Source organism: Sinorhizobium sp. B11, assembly GCA_039725955.1.
In the GTDB taxonomy this organism is placed as follows: domain Bacteria; phylum Pseudomonadota; class Alphaproteobacteria; order Rhizobiales; family Rhizobiaceae; genus Rhizobium.
In genome coordinates this window covers 4608580-4629773 of record CP091034.1, presented here as the reverse complement: position 1 = coordinate 4629773, position 21194 = coordinate 4608580, and the positions used below count along the sequence as shown (strand labels likewise).

Here is a 21194-nt window from a genome sequence, read left to right as displayed (position 1 = left end):
GCATGACCGTCAGACAAGCCATGGTACTGGCCGCGGGCCTCGGAACCCGCATGCGCCCGATTACCGACACGATTCCGAAGCCTCTGGTGAAGATCGGCGGAAAGCCGATGATCGACTATACGCTGGATTCGCTTGTCGAGGCCGGGGTCGAACAGGCTGTGATCAATGTCCATCATTTTGCCGATCAGATGGAAGCGCACCTCCAAAGCTATCGCGGGCTGGATATTCTCATTTCCGATGAACGCGATGCGCTGATGAACTCCGGTGGGGGCTTGGCAAAGGGCCTGAAACTGCTGGATCGAGAGCCAGTATTCGTCATGAACGCCGATCTCTTTTGGATCGGCGAGCCTGCAGACCGGCCGAGCAATCTACGGCGTTTAGCCGGATTCTTCGATGCCGAACATATGGACATGGCGCTGCTCTGCGTGCGCATTGAAGACACGACCGGCCATAATGGCAAGAACGATTTCAGCTTGGCCGCCGGCGGCAGACTGACACGATATCGCGACGATCCCTCAAATCCGGTCGTCTATGCCGGCGCTATCGTCATGAGCCCCACGCTGCTTGACGATGCGCCCCAAGATGCTTTCAACCTGAATATCTATTTCGACAAGGCGATCGCTCGCGGCCGGCTTTTCGGCATGATGATGGAAGGCCATTGGCTGACGGTCGGCACGCCTGATGCAATTGACGATGCGGAGGAGACGATCCGGCGGTTCCGGACGTTTGCGTGAGGCATGACGGAACGGCACAGGCCACGCATTCTGACAATTCCTTCTGGTCTTCCCTTTCTGAAGACGCTGGCAAGTTCGCTCTGTGATGGACGCCTGACACCGCTCTTCCGGCATGATCCATCCGATCCGTTGTCGCTTGCCAAGGTGACGATCTACCTGCCGACCCGACGCGCCGTGCGCGTGCTGCGCTCGGAATTCGTCGATCTGCTTGGCGGCCGTTCGGCGATCCTGCCGGTCATCCGGCCGCTCGGCGAAACGGACGACGACAGCGGCTACTTCGACGAGGCGCTGCCGGCGACGATCGATCTTGCGCAGCCGCTCTCCAATACCGCACGCTTGCTGGAACTGGCGCGACTGATCCTTGCCTGGCGCAACAAGCTGCCGGAAATCGTCCGGCATATCCATTCGGAATCGCCTCTTGTCGCGCCGGCAAGCCCGGCAGACGCCATCTGGCTTGCCCGCAATCTGGCAGAGCTGATCGATTCGATCGAGACCGAGGATCTGGCATGGTCGGAGCTCGGCAGGCTCGATACAGGCGACTATGCGGCCTGGTGGCAATTGACGGCGGAATTTCTGCAGATTGCCAGCGCCTTCTGGCCCGAACGCCTGATCGAGCTCGGCCGCTCTTCGCCGGCCCGTCACCGCAACGCCATCCTGCGCGCCGAGGCCGGCCGTCTCTCGACGATGAAACCCGCCGGTCCGATCATCATTGCCGGTTCGACGGGTTCACTTCCCGCCACGGCCGATCTCATCGGCGCCGTAGCACACCTTCCGGAAGGCGTGATCGTATTGCCCGGCCTCGACCTTTCCATGCCGGAGGAACATTGGCGTCTGGTCGCCCCTGATCTCCTGCCGGGTCAACGCGCCAATCCGGCAAGCCGTACACATCCGCAGTATGGTCTTTCGGTTCTCTTGAAGCGGCTGAAGCTCACCCGCGAGGATGTCCAACCGATCGAGGAGGCGGAAGCCGATCTGCGCTCTCGTGCGGAAGTACTCTCGCGCGCATTGACGCCATCGGACGCGACGAGCGGCTGGGGTGATTGGAAAAAGAACCTGCCGGAAGGAACCGTTGCGGCGGCATTCGCGGACGTATCGATGATCGAAGCCGCCAACGAACGCGAGGAGGCGACGGCCATTGCTGTCGCTCTGCGGCTTGCGCTGGAACGACCGGGCAGAGACGGCGAAAGTCGGGCTGCGCTTATTACGCCTGATCGCAATCTAGCGCGTCGGGTCATGGCGGATCTTTCCCGCTTCGGCATTCTCGCAGACGATTCAGCCGGTACGCCGCTGTCGGCGACACCGCAGGGCACATTGCTGCAGCTGCTCCTGGAAGCGACACTGCGACCAGGCGATCCTGTCGCCATCGTTTCGTTGCTCAAACATCCACTTGCCCATTTCGGGCTGGAGCGCGGCGTTCTGGTTGCAGCCGCGGAAGCGCTGGAATTGCTGGCGCTGCGCGGCGGCGTGGCGGAAGTGGGTATCGGATCGCTCGAAGCACTGCTTGACCACCAGCTTTCCGAACAGGCGCTCGACAGGCACTCGCCTATCTGGCGCAAATCGCTCCCATCCGGGGCGGCAGACATGGCCCGCACACTGGCACGGCAAGTGGAACGTGCCGTGGAGACGCTGGCGTCGGCACCTGGGCGGGACGGCGGCGGCCTGATGGCGGGCCTTACGCTATCGCAATGGGCGGAACGGACCGGTCGCGCGTTGGAGCGTGTCGCAGCCGATGAGCGCGGCAACCTGGCAAACCTCTGGTCGGGCGAGGCAGGCGATGCCCTGGCAAGCCTGCTTGGCGAAGTCATCGATACCGACGGCCAGATGGAAGCGGATGGGCCGCAATGGATCGATATCATGCAGGCACTTTCCGCCGGCCATGCCGTCAAGCCCGGTGCCCTCAGCCACCCTCGCCTCTTTATCTTCGGTACGCTGGAAGCGCGCCTGCAGAATGTCGATACGCTGATCCTCGGCAGCCTCAATGAAGGATCATGGCCGGGGCAGACCGCCAACAATCCCTTCGTCTCCCGCATGATGAAGACGGAGATCGGACTGGAGCCGCCGGAACGGCGGATCGGCCAACTGGCGCATGACTTCGAGATGGCGAACGGCACCCGCCACCTCATCTATTCGCGCGCCCTGCGTCAGGGTTCGACGCCGACGGTCGCCTCCCGCTGGCTGCAGCGGCTTCTGGCGCTCGGCGGAGAGGATTTCGAAGAGAAATTGCGCGAACGCGGAGCGCGCTTCGTTCATTGGGCAAACCAGATCGACCTCGGCGATAATCAGGCGCCGGCGCAGCGGCCTTCTCCGAAGCCGCCGCGGGACCTGCAGCCCAAATCCTACTCCTTCAGCGAGGTTGGTCGGCTGCGCCGCGACCCCTATGCGATCTATGCACGGCGCGTCCTGCGGCTTGATCCTGTCGACGCTTTCAATCGCGATCCAGGCGCGGCGGAGCGTGGCACGCTCTATCACAAGATCATCGATCGCTTCGTTCGCGAAGGCCACATTGCAGGAACGCCGGATGCGGCAGCGGCGATGGAGATCATCCTGACCGAGCTCTTCGACATGGAAAGCCTGCCGCCGCACATCGATGCCGTCTGGCGGCCGCGCTTCCGGGAAGTGGCACGGGCCTTCCTCAGCTGGGAAGCCGGACGTCAACCCGACGTGCAGAAGAGGCTGACGGAAGTGAGGGGTGGGGTCGAACTCGAGGGTATCGACATCCGGCTTACCGGCGTTGCCGACCGTATTGATATCAAGGGGCCGAATAGCGCCGATATCATCGACTACAAGACCGGCTACAACCCCTCTCCGACACAGGCCCGGGCCCTGCTGGATCCGCAGCTTGCGCTTGAGGCGGCCGCACTGCAGGCCGGCGCCTTTCGCGATGCCGGAAGCCTTGTCCCGAATGACCTTCTCTATGTCCGCCTCCGGCCGGGCACGCGCTTTCTGGTCGACAAGGTCAACAATGAGGAAGCCAACAGCGACAAGGCAAAATCTGCGATGCAGCTCGCCGAAGAATCGATCGACCAGCTGGTGAAATTCGTGGGCCTGCTGCAGTCGGGTGAAAAAGGCTTCACGTCGCGGCTGATCCCTGCCCAGCAATGCGATTTTGGCGGCGACTACGACCATCTCGCCCGCGTTGCCGAATGGGCAACCGCCGATCCTGAAGGTGGCGGCGATGATTGATCCGACCGCGCTTCCCGAGGGTGATGATCCCGGCACATGGATCAGCTGGACGACGATCCAGCAGGCGATTGCCTCCGATCCCGCCCGTTCGGCATGGGTGTCGGCGAATGCCGGATCCGGCAAGACCCATGTTCTGACGCAGCGGGTGATCCGGCTGCTGCTGGCGGGTGCGCGGCCTTCCGCGATCCTCTGCCTTACCTATACCAAGGCCGCCGCCTCCGAAATGTCGAACCGCGTTTTCGAGCGTCTGGCGGAATGGGCGATTTTTCCGGATGAAGAGCTGGCCGGACGCATCGCGCAGATTGAAGGTCATGAGCCGGATTCCCTGAAGCTTGCCGAAGCGAGACGGCTGTTTGCCAAGGCACTCGAAACACCGGGCGGGCTCAAGATCCAGACGATTCACGCCTTCTGCGAGGCGCTGCTGCACCAGTTCCCACTGGAAGCAAATGTCGCAGGGCACTTCTCCGTTCTCGATGACCGGGCGGCTGCGACACTGCTTGCCGATGCACGACGCTCGCTTCTGAGCGCAACGGCCCCAGAGAAAGATCGAGAGCTCGCCGATGCCTTCGCCTATGTGCTCAAACTCGGCGATGAATCCGGACTTGAAAATCTGCTCGGCGAGATCGTTGCCAACCGAAATGCCATCCGCCGCTTCATGCTCGCGGCCGAGTCGCATGGCAGCGTTGATCGCTTGCTTCGCAAGAAGCTCGGCCTCTCGCCTGACGATACGGAAGAAGGGCTGGCCGGCCGATATTGGCCGCTGCCGGGGCTCTCGGGTGCGACGCTGGAACTTTACCTGTCGCTTGCCGCGACAAAGGGGGGAGCGAAAGCGCATGATGTTGCCGAAGGCCTCCGTCGCGCCGGCCGCGAACAGGATGTGGCGGCGCGTTCGCAGATTCTGGAGAAGGTTTTCCTCACGTCAAAGGGTGAACCAAAAACGGACGGGCAATTCTTCGTCAAGGCAATGCTTGCCGAAGCGCCGCAACTTGCCGATGCGATTGCGTCGGCTCGCGCCTATGTCGTCAATTGCCGCGATCGGCTGAAAATGATGCGGATGTATGCCGCCACCCATGCTGCTCTCGTGCTTGCCGATCGCCTGAACCGGGACTACGAGGAACTGAAGAGGCAGCGTAGCCATCTCGACTTCGAAGACCTGATCACTCGCACCGCTGACCTGCTTACGAAGAGCGGCGTCGGCCCGTGGATCCATTACAAGCTCGATCAGGGTATCGATCACATCCTCGTCGACGAGGCGCAGGATACGAGCCCCATTCAATGGAGCGTCATCCAGTCGCTGGCAGAAGATTTCTTCTCCGGCGAAAGTTCACGACCCGTCGTCCGCACGCTCTTTGCGGTCGGCGACGAGAAGCAGTCGATCTATTCGTTCCAGGGTGCCCGACCCGAACGGTTTGCCGAGGAGAAGGAGCGGACTCAGCGGCGGGTACAAAGCAGCGGTCTTGATTTTTCGACCGTTCGCCTGCCGCTTTCCTTCCGCTCCACCTCCGATGTGCTGCTTGCTGTCGACCATATTTTCACACCGCCCGAAAATGCGCGCGGTCTGGGCCTCGAGCCCGTCGTACATCGTTCCAGCCGAATAGGTCATCCCGGCGCCCTCGACCTCTGGGACATAGTCGTGCCCGATGTCGTCGCGAAGGACGAGGATTGGACCGCTCCCTTCGACGCCACCCCCGAAAGCGCGCCGGCAGCGATCCTGGCGCGACGCATCGCCCATACGATCGGCACGCTCGTCGGCCGCGAAACCATCGTCGAGAAGGGCAAGGAACGCTTCATAGAAGCCGGCGATATCCTCGTTCTCGTTCGCAAGCGTGATGCTTTCGTCAATGCGCTGACCCGCGAACTCAAACGACGCGGCGATATACCGGTCGCCGGCGCGGATCGACTGGTATTGACCAGCCATATCGCCATACAGGATCTGATGGCGCTTGGCCGTTTTCTGCTTTTGCCGGAAGATGATCTCTCGCTCGCTGCAGTCCTGAAAAGTCCGCTTTTCAATCTCTCGGAAGAGGATATTTTCGCCGTTGCGGCACTGCGCGGCGATAATGAAAGCGTGTGGCATCATCTTCGCAAATATGCCGCCGACGGCCATGAGCGGCTTGGCGCCGCGGCTGCGAGGCTGGAGCTCTTTCTTGCTCAATCCCGAAGCCTTTCAGTCCATGACTTCTATGCGCGCGTTCTCGGCAGTCACGGCGGCCGGCGGCAGTTCCTGGCGCGCCTCGGCACTGAAGTCAGCGATATCATCGACGAATTCCTGACCTTTGCGCTCGACCACGAAACATCCGGTCTCCCGGGCCTGCAATCCTTTATCTCGACGCTGGAGCTAGAAGCGCCGGAAGTGAAGCGCGAGCAGGACAAGGGCCGCAACGAGGTGCGCATCATGACGGTGCATGCCTCCAAGGGCCTTGAGGCACCGATTGTTTTCCTGGTGGATGGCGGCTCCAAGGCATTTACGCACACGCATCTGCCAAAGCTTCGGCTGATCGATGCCGGGCCGGATGAGCCGCCGATACCGGTCTGGATTCCGGTCAGCGATCTCGGCAATTCGGTGACCTCGAACGATGCGGCGCGTATTCAGCTTCTTGCCGAAGAGGAATACCGGCGCCTGCTCTATGTGGCGATGACGCGTGCCGCGGATCGGTTGATCGTCTGCGGTTATCGCGGTGTCCGACTGAACAACGACACATGGCATATGATGATTTCCAGTGCGCTCAGCGAGGAACATCCGCATGTCCAGAAGACAACCTTCTCAACCCCGGATGGAGAGTGGGATGGCATGCGCTGGCGTGTGCCACAGGTCGAGCGCAGCTTTGAGCGGATGGATCAAGCTCCCGAGCAGGTGACCATTGAAACGGTCCCACCGAACCTTTTCCACCCTCTGCCCCCACAGAAGCAATTGCCACGGCCGCTCAGCCCTTCCGGTGCCGGAACCATTATCGACGAGGAGGCGGATGACCTGCTGGTGACCTCGCCACTCTTCAGTGATCCTGAAAGCAATGATCGTTCCCTTGAAAAAGGCCGCCTCATTCACCGGATGCTGCAGGCCCTACCCGATATTCCAGCGGAGGAGGAGCGGGCTGAGGCGGCAAAACGTTATGCAGAGCGCGCAGCGCGATTCTGGCCGGCGGCCGAACGGCAAGTCCTGATCGATTCGGTTCTGAAACTTTTAAAAGATCAACGGCTTCATGCGGTCTTCGCCGTTCATGCGCAGGCGGAAATCTCGATCATGGGAACGCTGACGCTCGAGGGCCGGGAGTATGCAGTTTCCGGCCGTATCGACCGTCTTGCCGTCCTGTCCGACAGCGTCGTCATTCTGGATTACAAGACAAACCGCGTGCCGCCGGCGAGCGAAGAGACGATTCCATTCTCCCACAAGGCACAGCTTGCCATCTACCGTGAAATCCTCAAACCGCTCTACCCGGCCATGCGGATCGATTGCATGCTGATCTACACCGAAAATGCGACCATCCATACGCTGAGTGAACAGGCTTTGGCTTCTGCACTTGCGGGACTCAACACAAAGTGAAATATCGGACATTGAAATTCCGGCACCGCACCCTCACATCTTGTTCAACAGCAAATTCCGGTAAAGGAGCAGCCTATGGCTACCGTTAAGGTCGATATCAACAATTTCCAGTCGGAAGTTCTGGAATCCGCAGAACCCGTCGTCGTCGATTTCTGGGCTGAATGGTGCGGTCCGTGCAAAATGATTGCTCCGAGCCTCGAGGAAATCGCCACGGAACTCGCCGGTAAGGTCAAGGTTGCCAAGCTCAACATCGATGAAAACCCGGAACTGGCCGCTCAGTTCGGTGTTCGCTCGATCCCGACGCTTGCAATCTTCAAGGGCGGCGAAGTTGCCGACATCTCCATCGGCGCAAAGCCGAAGACGGCGCTTTCCAACTGGATTTCCAGCGCAGCCTGATGATATCGACAGTTCAATACGAAAAGCCCGGCATCTGCCGGACTTTTCATTTGGGGGGTGTACCGTTTTCCGCCAGTACGTCGCCGACGAGATAAAGAGAGCCGCCAATAAGAATACGCGGTGGAGGGGCCCCAGGGTCGATGGTCGAAGCGATGGCATCCAGGGCATCGATGACTGATGACATCGGTTCGGCCACGAGGCCGGCGTCATACGCGGCATGGGCCAGGATCACCGGATCGATCATCGCTTCGCTGCCCCGGATCGGTACGCAATAGATCTTCTCTGCCAGGTCGGCGAAGGCCTTGAAATAGCCGACCGGATCCTTGGTATTGATCATGCCAGATATCAGGAACAGCGGGCGGGACTGGCGCTCTTCGAAATTCGCCATGGCTTCGGCGATCACTTCACCCGCACCCGGGTTGTGGCCGCCGTCGACCCAGATTTCCGACCGTGCCGGTGCATGGCTCAAAAGCCTGCCTTCCGTCAATTTCTGAAGACGGCCGGGCCACTCCACCGTTTCCATCGCCTTTTCCATCATCGGCTCAGTGACGGTAAAGCCCGCGGCCTTGACGGCGCGGATGGCGGCAGCGGCATTGGCATATTGATGGCGACCGGGAAGACGCGGCAAAGGCAGATCCGCCAGGCCGAACTCATCCTGATAGATCAGCCGGCCATATTCCTCATGGGCGATGAAATCCTGACCGAAGACGGCACTCGGGCAGTTCAGCCGCTCGGCGGTCGACATCAGCACGTCGAGCGCCGCGTCATATTCCTGATGGCCGATGACGACGGGATGCCCGCGCTTCATGATGCCGGCCTTTTCCGCAGCGATCAGCTCCACCCGGTCGCCGAGATAAGGCTGATGATCCAGCGAAATCGGCATGATGACTGAAACGGCAGGGTCTTCGATCACGTTCGTCGCGTCAAAACGACCGCCGAGGCCTACCTCGATAATGGCGGCATCGGCCGGATGTTCGGAGAAAAGAATGAAAGTGACTGCAGTCAGGATTTCAAAGACGGTGATCTTCTCACCATCATTGGCTTTCGCCACGCGTCTCAGAGCATCGGCGAAGACAGCATCATCGACCAACTGTCCACGCCCAGCTGGAACACCAAGACGGTAGCGTTCATGCCAGTTTACAAGGTGTGGAGAGGTGTGGACATGGACGCTGTGGCCTGCCGCTTCCAGGAGCGAACGGCAGAAAGCCGATGTCGAGCCCTTGCCGTTGGTGCCGGCAATATGGATGACGGGGGGAAGATTGCGTTCGGGATTGCCGAGCGCTTCCAGAAGGCGTCTGATGCGGTCCAATGACAAATCGTAGCCCTTGGGATGCAATCCCATGAGCTTCTCGATCTCCCGCGCCGCCTCACTCACCGCGATCTGGCCTCTGTCTGTCATCGGCCCGCCCTATTCTGTGAGAATGCTGCTCAGGCGCTCGCCGCCAGAGCAATCACACCATTGGCATCATTTGCTGCTGTCGCCGGCTTCTTCGTCAGGATCTTCAACAGGCGCGCCAGCGTCTCCGGGATATCGTGACGTTTGACGACCATGTCGACCACGCCGTGTTCCAGAAGATATTCCGATGTCTGGAAGCCTTCGGGAAGCTTTTCACGCAGCGTCTGCTCGATGACGCGCTTGCCGGCAAAACCGATTTCCGCACCTGGCTCGGCCAGATGAATATCGCCGAGCATCGCATAGGACGCCGTCACGCCGCCGGTAGTCGGATTGGTCAGAACCACGATATAGGGCTGGCCGGCTTCCTTCAGCAAATCGACGGCGACCGTCGTACGCGGAAGCTGCATCAGCGACAGGATGCCTTCCTGCATGCGCGCGCCGCCCGAAGCCGGGAACATCACGAGCGGGCACTTTTCCGCAATCGCGCGTTCGAAAGCTTTGACGATCGCTTCGCCGGCAGCCATGCCGAGCGAACCGCCAATGAAGTTGAATTCATGGACGACGGCAACGAGCTTCAGGCCCTGGACGCTGCCGAGACCAGCAACGATCGTGTCTTCCTGCTCGGTCTTGAGTCGGCTGTCGCGCAGACGATCGCTGTATTTCTTGGAATCGCGGAACTTCAGCGGATCCTGGGCGACCTTCGGCTGCGGCAAAGCTTCGTATTCGCCGTTGTCGAACAGGTCGGCAAGGCGCGCCTTTGCCGGCATCTTCATATGGTAGCCGGAAGCGGGGATGACCCACTTGTTGCTTTCCAAGTCCTTGTGAAAGACCATCTCACCCGTTTCCGGGCACTTGATCCAGAGGTTCTCCGGCACTTCGCGACGGCCCAGCATGGAATTGATCCGCGGGCGAACGTAGTTAGTGATCCAGTTCAACTCGAATACTCCTGATTGACTGGTGCCAATGTGGGGAAACTATTCGGCAGCAACAAGGCGCGCCGAACGCGTTCCTGTGGAAAGACCCCGAACCAGCGTCGCAACGGCCTGAACCGTATCCGCTGTCGCCTTCCCGTCAGCCGTCAGGCTGTTGGCCACCTGATTGACGATTGCGGTACCAACGACGACGCCGTCCGCCGAAGCACCGATGATCTTTGCGTGTTCAGCCGTTTTGACGCCGAAACCGACGCAGACGGGGAGATCGGTATGGTCCTTGATGCGCTCGACTGCGCCCGAAATCAGCGACGGATCCGGCAAGGCCGAACCGGTGATGCCGTTCATCGAGACATAGTAGACGAAGCCCGAGGTGTTCTTCAAAACGGTGGGCAGGCGCTTTTCATCTGTCGTCGGTGTAGCCAAACGGATGAAATTGATGCCCTTCTTCAGAGCCGGTACGCAGAGCTCGTCATCCATTTCCGGCGGCAGGTCGACGATGATCAGGCCATCGATGCCGGATGCCAGCGCATCATCGAGAAATTTCTCGACGCCGTAAATGTAGATCGGGTTGTAGTAACCCATCATGACGATCGGCGTCGTATCATTGGTCTTGCGGAAGTCGGCAGCGAGCTGCAGCGTCTTCTTCAGCGTCTGGCCGCCCTTGAGAGCGCGCTGGCCGGCGAGCTGGATCGCCGGACCATCGGCCATAGGATCGGAAAAGGGCATGCCGAGTTCGATGACGTCGGAGCCGGCTTCCGGCAGCGCCTTCATGATGCCGAGCGAGGTTTCGTAGTCCGGATCGCCGCCCATGAAATAGGTTACGAGCGCCGGGCGACCTTCCGCCTTCAGGTCGGCGAAGCGTTTGTCCATACGTGCGGTCATGTTTCTTACTGCCCCATTCCCAGGATCTTGCCGACGGTGAAGATATCCTTGTCGCCGCGGCCGGAGAGGTTCATCAGGATGATCTCGTCCTTGCCCATCTTGGGCGCGCGCTTGATGACTTCGGCAAGCGCATGCGAAGGCTCGAGCGCCGGAATGATGCCCTCAAGGCGCGTCAGCGTCTGGAAGGCTTCAAGCGCTTCATGGTCCATGATCGGCACATATTCGGCACGGCCGATATCGTTCAGCCATGAATGTTCCGGGCCGATACCGGGGTAGTCGAGGCCAGCCGAGATCGAATGTCCTTCCTTGATCTGCCCGTCATTGTCCTGCAGCAGATAGGTACGGTTGCCGTGCAGTACGCCCGGCGAGCCGGCCGTGATCGAGGCGCAGTGCTCGTCGCCCTGCAGGCCCTTGCCGCCAGCTTCGACGCCGACAATCTTGACGTCCTTGTCATCGAGGAAGGGATGAAAGATGCCGATCGCATTCGAGCCGCCGCCGACGGCCGCAATGACGAGATCCGGCAGACGGCCTTCGGCCTCAAGGATCTGCTGCTTGGCTTCCGTGCCGATGACGGCCTGGAAATCGCGGACCATTTCCGGATAGGGATGCGGGCCGGCGGCCGTGCCGATGAGGTAATAGGTGTCATCGACGTTGGTGACCCAGTCACGCAGCGCCTCGTTCATCGCATCTTTCAGCGTGCCGCTACCCGCCGTGACGGGCTTTACCTCGGCACCCAGCAGCTTCATGCGGAAAACGTTCGGTGCCTGACGCTCGACGTCGGTGGCGCCCATATAGACGACACAGGGAAAGCCGAAGCGTGCGGCAACGGTGGCGGAAGCCACGCCATGCTGGCCGGCACCGGTTTCCGCGATAATGCGGGTCTTGCCCATGCGCTTGGCAAGCAGGATCTGGCCGATGCAGTTGTTGATCTTGTGCGAGCCGGTATGATTCAGCTCTTCGCGCTTGAAATAGATCTTGGCGCCGCCGAGATGCTGGGTCAGGCGTTCGGCGTAATAAAGCGGGCTCGGACGGCCGATATAATGGGTGCCGAGATGCTTCAATTCCGCCTGGAATTCCGGATCTTCCTTCGCCTTGTTCCATTCTTCCTGCAGATCCAGGATCAGGGGCATCAGGGTTTCGGCCACGAAGCGGCCCCCGTAAATGCCGAAGCGGCCGTCTTCGTCCGGACCGGCGCGGAAGGAATTCGGTTTAGGCGTCTCGTTCAATTTACACTCCCTGTGGTCGTTTCAGGCATACATGCCTGATCAACCGCATCGAAAAACTCATCGATCATCTCCAGGCTCTTCACGCCCGGTGCACTCTCGACACCGGAGGCGGTATCGACACCCGGCGCCTTCGTCATTGCAAGAGCCTGGCCGACATTGGCCTTGTTGAGCCCGCCTGACAGCATGTAGTCGACATTACCGTCAAGCCAGGTGAGCAGGCCCCAATCAAAGGAAACGCCGTTGCCGCCTGGCAGTTCAGATCCTTTCGGCGGCTTGGCGTCGAAGAGGAAGCGGTCAGCTATGCCAATATAGGCTTCGACCTTCTTCAGGTCGTCGGTGGTGCGGACCGACAATGCCTTGATAACAGGGATGCCGTACATCGCCTTGATGGTCAGCACGCGCTCGGGGCTCTCGCTGCCGTGGAGCTGGAGCATGTCAGGGCGCAGAAGTGCAACGATTTCATCGAGATCATCATTGCTCGGATCAACCAAGACGGCAACGACTTTAGCCTTGCCGCGCACAGGTTCGGCCAGCTTGCCGGCAATGTCCGGCTCGACGTAACGCGGGCTTTTCTGGAAAAAGTTGAAGCCGATATGCGTCGCTCCGCGCTTCAATGCGCGCTCGACAGTTTCAGGCGTCTTCAAACCGCAGATCTTGATATCCGGTCTCATGGCAGCGAAGTGACACGAAACGGGCGAAGAGTCGAGCCAATTTGCAATGCCGGCCGCATTTAACGCGGCGCTTAATCGAACTCTATCGCGTGCAATTGACTGCCATGACGCTTCAGCCAGGATTTCGCCTCTTCCATGTGCGGGCAAAGCTTCTTGCAGAGCGCCCAGAAGTGCGGGCCGTGGTTCATTTCCTTCAAATGCGCAACCTCATGGGCGGCGAGGTAATCGATCACCGAAGGTGGTGCCATGACGATGCGCCAGGAGAAGCTCAGATTTCCTTCCGAGGAGCAAGAGCCCCAGCGGCTGCGGGTATCCTTCATGGAAATCGAGCGGATCGGTGCCTTGATGGAGCCGGCATGCAGGCGCGACAGTCTCTCGAGATCGCTGCGCGCCTCCTTCTTGAGGAAGGTCGCGATGCGTCGGCCGATATGTTCCGGCATGCCGCTGACGCGAAGCACCGGTTTGCCGTCCAGCACGACAGCCTCAGTCAGACCGCGCAGGCTGCCGGTGTGCTCGATGCGATGTCTAACACCGCGAAAGAGAATTTCGCCGCCGTCGTGCAGGCCCGTATCTGTCGAGAATTTCGCCAGCTTGGTCAGCAGCCAGCCCTGATGCCGATCAAGGAAGGCGTTGACTTCGCGGGCGGCAAGCCCTTTCGGAACCGTCATCTTCAGTGCACGGCCGCCTGGCTCGATACGAAGGGTGATCCGGGTCGCCCGATCATGCTGCTTGATCGTCAAGGGCATGAGGCGGCCGGCGACATCCAGCGTCCGCTTTTCAGGCGGGGCCGGTTTTTTCGTCGCACGGCGGATCTTCGGGAGCGGAAACATAGGAGTTTTCTATACGATTCGGCAGAAATCCGGGCAAAGAAAAACCGGCATCGGAAGCGATGCCGGCCGTAGATTTTCTGTGATCTGCTTACGGCGTCTGGTATTCGGCGACCGGTCCATTGTCGTCGCGTCGACCGTTCTTGCGATCGCGCATGAAGCGGTCGAACTCTTCCTGATCCTTGGCGCGGCGAAGCTCGCGCAGGTAGGAATCGAATTCCTCACGCATTTCATCTAGCTTGCGGCGCTCCTCCTCGATGCGATCGAGTTCGGCCTTGCGCCAATCGTCGAAGGCGACGTTGCCCGTCGAGAAATGCGGGCGGTGACGGCCATGCGAACGGCGGCAGCCTGCAAAGAAGCCATCCGTTGCCTGGTTGACGTCACGCTTGAAGCCACGCAGCCGCTCGCCGAAGATGATATAGGCAAGCATGGCCAGCCCCAGAGGCCAGAAAACCATGAAGCCGAGGATCATCAAGGCGACGGTAGCCGGAGTCCAATCCGGGCGAAGCAATGCTGACTGGTTCATCGTGCGGTATCCTCGCGTTCAGCACCCGACAGGATGCCGAGTGCTGAAAAAACAGATGGTTACCGCTGAACCGGCCTTCAAGACGATATCAGGTTAAATCGAGCAAAGCCTTGAATCGGCGGGATTAAATCAGCGTTTTCTAACTCACGCCGATTTGCCGCCCTTGATGACGCGCTGGACCGGCGGCTTCTTGGCACGGGAATGCTGCCGCGTGAAACTGACAATGCGCGGCGCGATCTCGCGGCGGAAGCGGGAACCGTTGAAAACGCCATAGTGGCCGACATCCGGCTGCAGGTAATGCATGCGCATGTGCTCGGGGATGTTTACGCAGATGGTCTGGGCTGCATGCGTCTGGCCGACACCGGAGATATCGTCGTTTTCGCCCTCTACGGTCAGCAAAGCGACGTTGCGGATTGCCGAAGGATCGACCCGCTTGCCGCGATGCATCAGCTCGCCCTTCGGCAGCGCGTGTTTCATGAAGACCTGATCGACCGTCTGGAGATAGAATTCCGCGGTCAGATCCATGACGGCCAGATATTCATCGTAGAAATCGCGATGCTTTTCCGGCTCGCCGTCGTTCTTCACGAGATGCATGAAGAATTCCTTGTGGGCGATCAGGTGGCGATCGAGATTCATCGACATGAAGCCGGAAAGCTGAAGGAAACCCGGATAAACGGGGCGCATGAAGCCCGGCTGCGGCCAGGGTACATTCATGACGACATTGTCGGCAAACCATTCGAGCGGGCGCTCCTTGGCAAGCTTGTTGACAGCCGTCGGATTGATACGGGTATCGATCGGGCCACCCATCAGCGTCATCGACGACGGAGCGAGCGGATCCTTGGCCTCTTCCATGATCGCAGCAGCTGCGAGGACCGGCACCGAGGGCTGACAGACGGCGATAACATGCGTGTCATGGCCAAGGAAATGCAGCATCTCGATGACGTAATCGATGTAATCGGAAAGATCGAAAGTACCTTCCGTCATCGGTACCATTCGGGCATCGACCCAGTCGGTAATATAGATATCAGCACTGGGCAAAAGAGCTTCGACGGTGCCGCGCAGTAGCGTCGCATAGTGGCCGGACATCGGTGCTACGATGAGGATGCGCGGGTCGCCGCTATGGCCGGCCGGCACATCGCGAGAGAAATGCAGGAGACTGCAGAAGGAACGCGTCCAGACCACTTCCTCGCGAACCGCAACCTTCTTGCCGTCGATGACGGTCTCGTTGAGCCCGAATTCCGGCTTGCCGTAACGGCGCGTCGTGCGCTCGAACATTTCGAGGCTAGCCGAAATGGTGCGACCGAGCGGTGTCTGCGAGAAGGGGTTCAGCGGATTGGCATAGGCAAAACGCATCATATCGGCTGCAGCGCGGAAGGGAGCCAACGCTGCATGGTTTAATTCATAAAGCTGGTAGAACATGGAGGGCGCCACCTTTCTCTATCCGGCAAAGACGGCGCCGATTGAAGGGCGCCGGACTCTTTCCGTTAACGCTGGCACATCAACGTAGGCTAACAGGTTTTTGTTGCACAGCAACATAACATTACAGTTCGAAAGAAAAATGCCGGGAAATTGATCCCCGGCAATATCTTGGTGCACAAAGTTTAAGCTTTTCAGCCGGAAAAACAGTTAACGATCCGCTACGAAGAGCTGCTTCTGAGTGCCGAGGCCGTCGATACCGAGTTCGACAACGTCGCCGTCCTTCAGGAAGCGCGGCGGCTTCATGCCCATGCCGACACCCGGAGGCGTGCCGGTGGAGATAACATCGCCCGGCTGCAGAGACATGAACTGGCTGAGATAGGACACGACGAAAGCGACGCCATAGACCATGGTCTTGGTGGAGCCGTCCTGCATCGTCTGCCCGTTGACCTTGAGCCACATGCCGAGGTCCTGCGGGTTCCCGACCTCATCCTTGGTGACGAGCCAAGGGCCGATCGGCCCAAACGTGTCGCAGGACTTGCCCTTGGTCCACTGGCCGGAACGCTCGGTCTGGAAGGCGCGCTCGGAGACGTCGTTGGAGACGCAGTAGCCGGCGACATAATCCAGGGCCTCGGCTTCGCTCACATACTTGGCGGTTTTGCCGATAACGACACCAAGCTCGACTTCCCAGTCGGTCTTTTCGGAACCGCGCGGGATCTGGACATTGTCGTTCGGGCCGACGATCGCCGACGTTGCCTTCATGAAGATGACGGGTTCGGGCGGCACAGTCGCGCCGGTCTCAGCCGCATGGTCTGAGTAATTCAGGCCGATGCAGATGAATTTGCCGGTGCCGGCAACGCAGGCGCCGATACGACCGGGCGACAGTTCCGGCAGGCTCTTCGGATCAAGGGCAGCTAACTTTGCAAGACCTGCCGGCGTGATCGCCTCGCCGCCGATATCGGCGACATGGGCAGAAAGATCGCGGATCTTGCCATCGGCATCAAGCAGGGCCGGCTTTTCGCGGCCCGCTTCTCCAACGCGCATCAGCTTCATGAATATCCTCCTCATGGAAAGCGGGGTGCGCCACCTATGAACGAATTATTCATCGGTGTCATTATGACTTTCCGCGGAAGCGGTACGCCTATCTAGAAAATTTCGGCGAGCTCCGGACCCATCGGGACGATCCGCGTGGGATTGAGGCTCTCGATCGAATAATAGCCGCGCTTGATGTGATCGAAATTCACGGTCTCGGCAATGCCGGGCCAATCCAGCATCCGCCGGCAGAAAGCCCGAAGATTGGCGTAATCCGACAGACGCCGCAGGTTGCACTTAAAGAGACCGTGGTAGGCGACGTCAAAACGCACCAGCGTGACGAACAGGCGGATGTCGGCCTCCGTTGGATGCTCGGCAAAGAGAAAGCTGCGTCCGTCGAACTGAGGTTCAATCCAGTCGAGGCAAGCGAAAACCTCAGCAAAAGCCTCTTCATAGGCGATCTGGGTCGTTGCAAAGCCGGTACGATAAACACCGTTGTTCAGGGACGGATAGATGCGCTCGTTGAAGGCATCGATTTCGTTACGCAGAGCGGCCGGATAGAGATCGATGTCACTACGGGCAAGATCACCAAAACCGCTGTTCAGCATGCGCAGAATATCGGAGGATTCGTTATTGACGATGGTGCCGCGCTTCTTGTCCCAGAGAACCGGCACAGTCGCGCGCCCGGTGAAGCCGGAATCCGCTTTCGTGTAGATCTCATGCATGTAGGCGGCGCCGTTCAGGTCATCGGCGGTAGCACCGGGATAATCGCCGAAACGCCAACCCTGCTTGCTGAGTGTCGGCTCGACGATTGAAACCGAGATGACGTCCTCCAGGCCCCTAAGCTTGAGGCCGATCAGCGTGCGCGAAGCCCAGGGGCAGATATAAGCGACATAGAGATGATAGCGGCCAGCTTCAGCGACAAAACCACCTTCACCCGTCGGGCCAGCGCTGCCGTCAGGCGTTACCCAGTTACGGAAGCTCGATATCTGGCGGACGAAACCACCCTTCTCATCTTTGGCCTGGACCGGCTGCCAGTCCTCGGTCCATTTCCCATTCACCAACATCCCGTATCTCCTGATCGATCGGATTGATGCTGCTTTACCGGCAGTTCTTCGCGCGCGTAAGATCAATTTCTGGAAACAGATTGTGCACTGGCCGCGATCAAACTTTGCTTGCCAAGCAAGCGGCTACGGAAATATCACTTGAGCGATATCCGCAATGGAATCCTCCATCCATCGCTAACTTCCGGAAGCCAGCATGACGAAAGCCAACAGCCGCGAATCCCAATATCCAATCGACCCCATGTTTCTCGAGCGTTGGTCACCACGCGCCTTTACCGGTGAGACTATCGAAGAAACCCAGCTTCTGACACTGCTCGACGCCGCGCACTGGGCACCATCTTCCGCGAATATGCAGCCCTGGCGGTTCCTTTACGCATTGAAGGGCTCGGAGCATTGGGAAGAGTTCGTGAGCCTGCTCGTCGAATCCAACCAGGAGTGGGCGAAGAATGCTTCAGCGCTGATCTTTGTGGTTTCGCGCAGTTTCAACGGCGCTCGCAGCGAGGGGCGGTCAAGCTATACGCACTCTTTCGATGCTGGCACAGCCTGGGGCCATCTTACTATGCAGGCCCGCATTTCCGGCTTCTATGCCCATGGCATGGGCGGCATCAAGCATGACGAGATCAAGGAAAAGCTTGGTGTTCCCGATGGTTACCGAGTCGAAGCGGGCATTGCCGTCGGTCGCATCGCCGATAAGAACACCCTTTCCGAGCGTAACCGCGATCGCGAATTTCCGAGCCAGCGCAAGCCGCTCTCGGAGGTCGTCTTCAACGGCCATTTCATCGGCAACGATTGATCGCCAAATAGAAAGCCCCGCAAGCTGATGGCTGCGGGGCTTTTTCGTGACCAGTTTCGGGTCAGATATCTAGGTTTGCAACGCTCAGCGCATTGTCCTGGATGAATTCGCGGCGCGGTTCGACTTCATCGCCCATCAGGCGGGCAAAGAGACCGTCGGCATCAGTCGCATCGGCGACCTTGACCTGCAACAGCGAGCGAACGTTCGGATCGAGCGTCGTTTCCCAGAGCTGCTCGGCATTCATTTCACCGAGACCCTTGTAGCGCTGCATCGTCAGCCCCTTGCGGCCGCTCGCAAAAATCGCATCGAGAAGAGCGCGCGGACCAGAAATTTCGACATCGCCATCACGCCGGCTGAGTGCCGGCGGCGTCTGATAGATTTCCTTCATGCGTGGTGTCAGCTGATCGATAAGACGGGCATCCTGGGAGCCGATCAGCGCCATGTCGAGCACAACAACTTCCTTGACGCCACGAACCATGCGTTCCAGGCGAATGCCGCCCTCGCTGGTGAGGTTGCCTTCCCAGCCGCGTTCGGTTTCCTCGGCGATGATGTCGAGACGCTTGGCCACCTCGGTTGCCAGCTCCTGGGCGCGCTCGGCATTGCTGACGGTTTCGGCATTGAGCGCGCCGGCGATGGCCGCCTGTTCGACGACCGCACGATTGTAGCGCGAATGCAGGTTGTCGAGCAGCGCGCGCAGGCGCAGGGCATCGTGAATGACCTCATTCAGATCCTGGCCGACACGGACTTCGCCGCTGGCGAGCTTCAACGCCGCATCTTCCAGACCCTGGCCGATCAGATAATCTTCCAGCGCCTTTTCGTTCTTGACGTACTGGACCGACTTGCCGCGCGAGACCTTATAGAGCGGTGGCTGGGCGATATAGAGATGACCGCGCTCGATCAGTTCCGGCATCTGCCGGAAGAAGAAGGTGAGCAACAGCGTACGGATGTGGGCGCCGTCGACATCGGCATCCGTCATGATGATAATCTTGTGGTAGCGCAGCTTCTCGGCATTGAACTCGTCCTTGCCGATACCGGTGCCGAGTGCAGTGATCAGCGTACCGATTTCCTGGCTGGAGAGCATCTTGTCGAAACGGGCACGCTCGACATTCAGGATCTTGCCGCGCAGCGGCAGGATCGCCTGATTTTCGCGCGAGCGCCCCTGCTTTGCAGAACCGCCTGCGGAATCACCCTCGACGAGGAAGACTTCTGACTTGGCCGGATCGCGTTCCGAGCAGTCGGCAAGCTTGCCGGGCAGCGAGGCGATATCGAGCGCACCCTTGCGGCGTGTCAGTTCGCGTGCCCTGCGGGCTGCTTCACGGGCGGCAGCGGCTTCGACGACCTTGCCGACGAGAATCTTGGCTTCGCTCGGATGTTCCTCGAACCAGGTATTCAAGGCCTCATTGACGAGGCTTTCTACGACAGGGCGAACTTCCGACGAAACAAGTTTGTCTTTCGTCTGCGATGAGAATTTTGGATCCGGTACCTTAACCGACAGGACTGCGGTCAGACCTTCGCGACAATCTTCGCCCTGCAGCGTCACCTTTTCCTTTTTCGTAATGCCGGAATTATCGGCATAGGAAACGACCTGACGCGTCAATGCGGCACGGAAGCCGGCCATATGCGTGCCGCCATCGCGCTGGGGGATGTTGTTGGTGAAGCAAAGCACGTTCTCGTGATAGCTGTCGTTCCACCACATGGCCACCTCGACGGTGATGCCATCCTTCTCGCCGCGGATCGCGACGGGCTTTTCGACAAGCGGCTTCTTGGCACGGTCGAGATAGGAAACAAAGGCTTCGAGACCTCCGTCATAGACCATCTCTTCCTGCTTGATGTCGGAGTGACGCTTGTCCGTCAGCAGAATGCGGACGCCGGAATTGAGGAAGGCGAGTTCCCGCAGGCGGTGCTCGAGCGTGCCGTAGTCGAACTCCGTCATCGTGAAGGTTCCGCTGCTCGGCATGAAGCTGACTTCCGTGCCGGTCTCGTTGCCCGCTTCGCCCGTCACCTTCAACGGAGCATCGGCTACGCCGTGGGTGAAGCTCATCTCATGAATCTTGCCCTGGCGACGGATTTTCAGCTTCAGCCAGACGGACAATGCATTGACGACCGAAACGCCGACGCCGTGCAGACCGCCGGAAACCTTATAGGAATTCTGGTCGAACTTACCGCCGGCATGGAGCTGGGTCATGATGACTTCGGCTGCCGATACGCCTTCACCGCTGTGAATATCGGTCGGAATGCCGCGGCCGTTGTCCGTCACGGTTACAGAGCCATCCGGATTGAGCGAAACGGTGACGATATCGGCATGGCCGGCCAGCGCTTCGTCGATCGCGTTATCGACGACTTCATAGACCATGTGGTGGAGGCCCGAGCCGTCGTCGGTATCGCCGATATACATGCCGGGGCGTTTGCGCACGGCATCGAGGCCCTTCAGGACCTTGATGGAATCTGCGCCATATTCGGTGTTTACGCCGTTTTCCGTCGCGGGTGCATCGGTCATTCTGTCGAGATTTTCCCTGTTGTCGTCAGCAACGGCGCGCCTTGCGAATCACCGGCTTTTTCAATGTCGAATATAGGT

The 21194-nt window shown here is 59.6% G+C and carries 16 protein-coding genes; 5 read left to right on the top strand and 11 right to left on the bottom strand.

All coding sequences use genetic code 11. From position 1 onward, the window contains the following. Positions 1 to 2: 2 nt before the first annotated feature. The 4 genes from LVY75_32765 (at position 3) to trxA (ending at position 7854) form a co-directional block, all read left to right on the top strand. Entirely contained in the window at positions 3 to 734 is a 732-nt protein-coding gene (locus LVY75_32765) for a nucleotidyltransferase family protein (GenBank protein XAZ23509.1), read from the top strand. A 3-nt stretch (positions 735 to 737) separates the two neighbouring features. Then, a complete protein-coding gene (gene addB / locus LVY75_32760; protein XAZ23508.1) occupies positions 738 to 3917 on the top strand; it encodes a double-strand break repair protein AddB in 3180 nt (1059 codons plus the stop codon). Next, entirely contained in the window at positions 3910 to 7458 is a 3549-nt protein-coding gene (gene addA, locus LVY75_32755; GenBank protein XAZ23507.1) for a double-strand break repair helicase AddA, read from the top strand. The genes addB and addA overlap by 8 nt, the downstream gene beginning before the upstream one ends. 75 nt (positions 7459 to 7533) lie before the next feature. Further along, entirely contained in the window at positions 7534 to 7854 is a 321-nt protein-coding gene (gene trxA, locus LVY75_32750; protein XAZ23506.1) for a thioredoxin, read from the top strand. Positions 7855 to 7900: 46 nt separating this feature from the next. On the opposite strand, the gene LVY75_32745 is transcribed toward trxA, so the two are convergent. From LVY75_32745 to LVY75_32700, 10 genes are all read right to left on the bottom strand, one after another. Beyond that, a complete protein-coding gene (locus tag LVY75_32745) occupies positions 7901 to 9253 on the bottom strand; it encodes a bifunctional folylpolyglutamate synthase/dihydrofolate synthase (GenBank protein ID XAZ23505.1) in 1353 nt (450 codons plus the stop codon). A gap of 29 nt (positions 9254 to 9282) precedes the next feature. Then, positions 9283 to 10185, bottom strand: a complete 903-nt coding sequence (gene accD / locus LVY75_32740; protein ID XAZ23504.1) for an acetyl-CoA carboxylase, carboxyltransferase subunit beta — start codon at positions 10183 to 10185, stop codon at positions 9283 to 9285. 39 nt (positions 10186 to 10224) lie between these two features. Beyond that, positions 10225 to 11064 (bottom strand): tryptophan synthase subunit alpha, encoded by an 840-nt coding sequence (trpA, locus tag LVY75_32735; GenBank protein ID XAZ23503.1) that lies wholly within the window; start codon positions 11062 to 11064, stop codon positions 10225 to 10227. A 5-nt stretch (positions 11065 to 11069) separates the two neighbouring features. After that, a complete protein-coding gene (gene trpB, locus LVY75_32730) occupies positions 11070 to 12290 on the bottom strand; it encodes a tryptophan synthase subunit beta (protein XAZ23502.1) in 1221 nt (406 codons plus the stop codon). Then, complete coding sequence (locus LVY75_32725; protein XAZ23501.1) at positions 12287 to 12961, bottom strand: phosphoribosylanthranilate isomerase; 675 nt, start codon at positions 12959 to 12961, stop codon at positions 12287 to 12289. Before LVY75_32725 ends, trpB begins: the two co-directional genes overlap by 4 nt. 71 nt (positions 12962 to 13032) lie before the next feature. Beyond that, positions 13033 to 13791, bottom strand: coding sequence for a M48 family metallopeptidase (locus tag LVY75_32720; protein XAZ23500.1), 759 nt, complete (start codon positions 13789 to 13791; stop codon positions 13033 to 13035). Between the two features lie 88 nt (positions 13792 to 13879). Further along, positions 13880 to 14314 (bottom strand): DUF2852 domain-containing protein, encoded by a 435-nt coding sequence (locus LVY75_32715; GenBank protein ID XAZ23499.1) that lies wholly within the window; start codon positions 14312 to 14314, stop codon positions 13880 to 13882. Positions 14315 to 14458: 144 nt separating this feature from the next. After that, positions 14459 to 15733: a polyhydroxyalkanoate depolymerase gene (gene phaZ, locus LVY75_32710; protein XAZ25881.1), complete on the bottom strand. Its 1275-nt coding sequence runs from the start codon at positions 15731 to 15733 to the stop codon at positions 14459 to 14461. 207 nt (positions 15734 to 15940) lie between these two features. Further along, positions 15941 to 16783, bottom strand: a complete 843-nt coding sequence (locus tag LVY75_32705) for a fumarylacetoacetate hydrolase family protein (protein ID XAZ23498.1) — start codon at positions 16781 to 16783, stop codon at positions 15941 to 15943. 92 nt (positions 16784 to 16875) lie between these two features. Next, a complete protein-coding gene (locus LVY75_32700) occupies positions 16876 to 17829 on the bottom strand; it encodes a glutathione S-transferase family protein (GenBank protein XAZ23497.1) in 954 nt (317 codons plus the stop codon). A 193-nt stretch (positions 17830 to 18022) separates the two neighbouring features. Between LVY75_32700 and LVY75_32695 the strand changes: the two genes are divergently transcribed. Next, positions 18023 to 18619, top strand: a complete 597-nt coding sequence (locus LVY75_32695; GenBank protein ID XAZ23496.1) for a nitroreductase family protein — start codon at positions 18023 to 18025, stop codon at positions 18617 to 18619. A 61-nt stretch (positions 18620 to 18680) separates the two neighbouring features. Here LVY75_32695 and gyrB read toward each other — a convergent pair whose 3' ends face one another. Continuing rightward, positions 18681 to 21116 carry a DNA topoisomerase (ATP-hydrolyzing) subunit B gene (gene gyrB, locus LVY75_32690; GenBank protein ID XAZ23495.1) on the bottom strand — a complete coding sequence of 812 codons (2436 nt, stop codon included), beginning with the start codon at positions 21114 to 21116 and terminating at the stop codon, positions 18681 to 18683. Between the last annotated feature and the right edge of the window lie 78 nt (positions 21117 to 21194).

Coding starts and splice junctions, on each gene's coding strand:
- trpA (XAZ23503.1), bottom strand. CDS start 11,064: ATGACCGCACGTATGGACAAACGCTTCGCCGACCTGAAGGCGGAAGGT.
- LVY75_32720 (XAZ23500.1), bottom strand. CDS start 13,791: ATGTTTCCGCTCCCGAAGATCCGCCGTGCGACGAAAAAACCGGCCCCG.
- LVY75_32715 (XAZ23499.1), bottom strand. CDS start 14,314: ATGAACCAGTCAGCATTGCTTCGCCCGGATTGGACTCCGGCTACCGTC.
- LVY75_32700 (XAZ23497.1), bottom strand. CDS start 17,829: ATGTTGGTGAATGGGAAATGGACCGAGGACTGGCAGCCGGTCCAGGCC.
- trxA (XAZ23506.1), top strand. CDS start 7,534: ATGGCTACCGTTAAGGTCGATATCAACAATTTCCAGTCGGAAGTTCTG.
- LVY75_32705 (XAZ23498.1), bottom strand. CDS start 16,783: ATGAAGCTGATGCGCGTTGGAGAAGCGGGCCGCGAAAAGCCGGCCCTG.
- addA (XAZ23507.1), top strand. CDS start 3,910: ATGATTGATCCGACCGCGCTTCCCGAGGGTGATGATCCCGGCACATGG.
- addB (XAZ23508.1), top strand. CDS start 738: ATGACGGAACGGCACAGGCCACGCATTCTGACAATTCCTTCTGGTCTT.
- phaZ (XAZ25881.1), bottom strand. CDS start 15,733: ATGTTCTACCAGCTTTATGAATTAAACCATGCAGCGTTGGCTCCCTTC.
- LVY75_32725 (XAZ23501.1), bottom strand. CDS start 12,961: ATGAGACCGGATATCAAGATCTGCGGTTTGAAGACGCCTGAAACTGTC.
- LVY75_32765 (XAZ23509.1), top strand. CDS start 3: ATGACCGTCAGACAAGCCATGGTACTGGCCGCGGGCCTCGGAACCCGC.
- LVY75_32745 (XAZ23505.1), bottom strand. CDS start 9,253: ATGACAGACAGAGGCCAGATCGCGGTGAGTGAGGCGGCGCGGGAGATC.
- LVY75_32695 (XAZ23496.1), top strand. CDS start 18,023: ATGACGAAAGCCAACAGCCGCGAATCCCAATATCCAATCGACCCCATG.
- gyrB (XAZ23495.1), bottom strand. CDS start 21,116: ATGACCGATGCACCCGCGACGGAAAACGGCGTAAACACCGAATATGGC.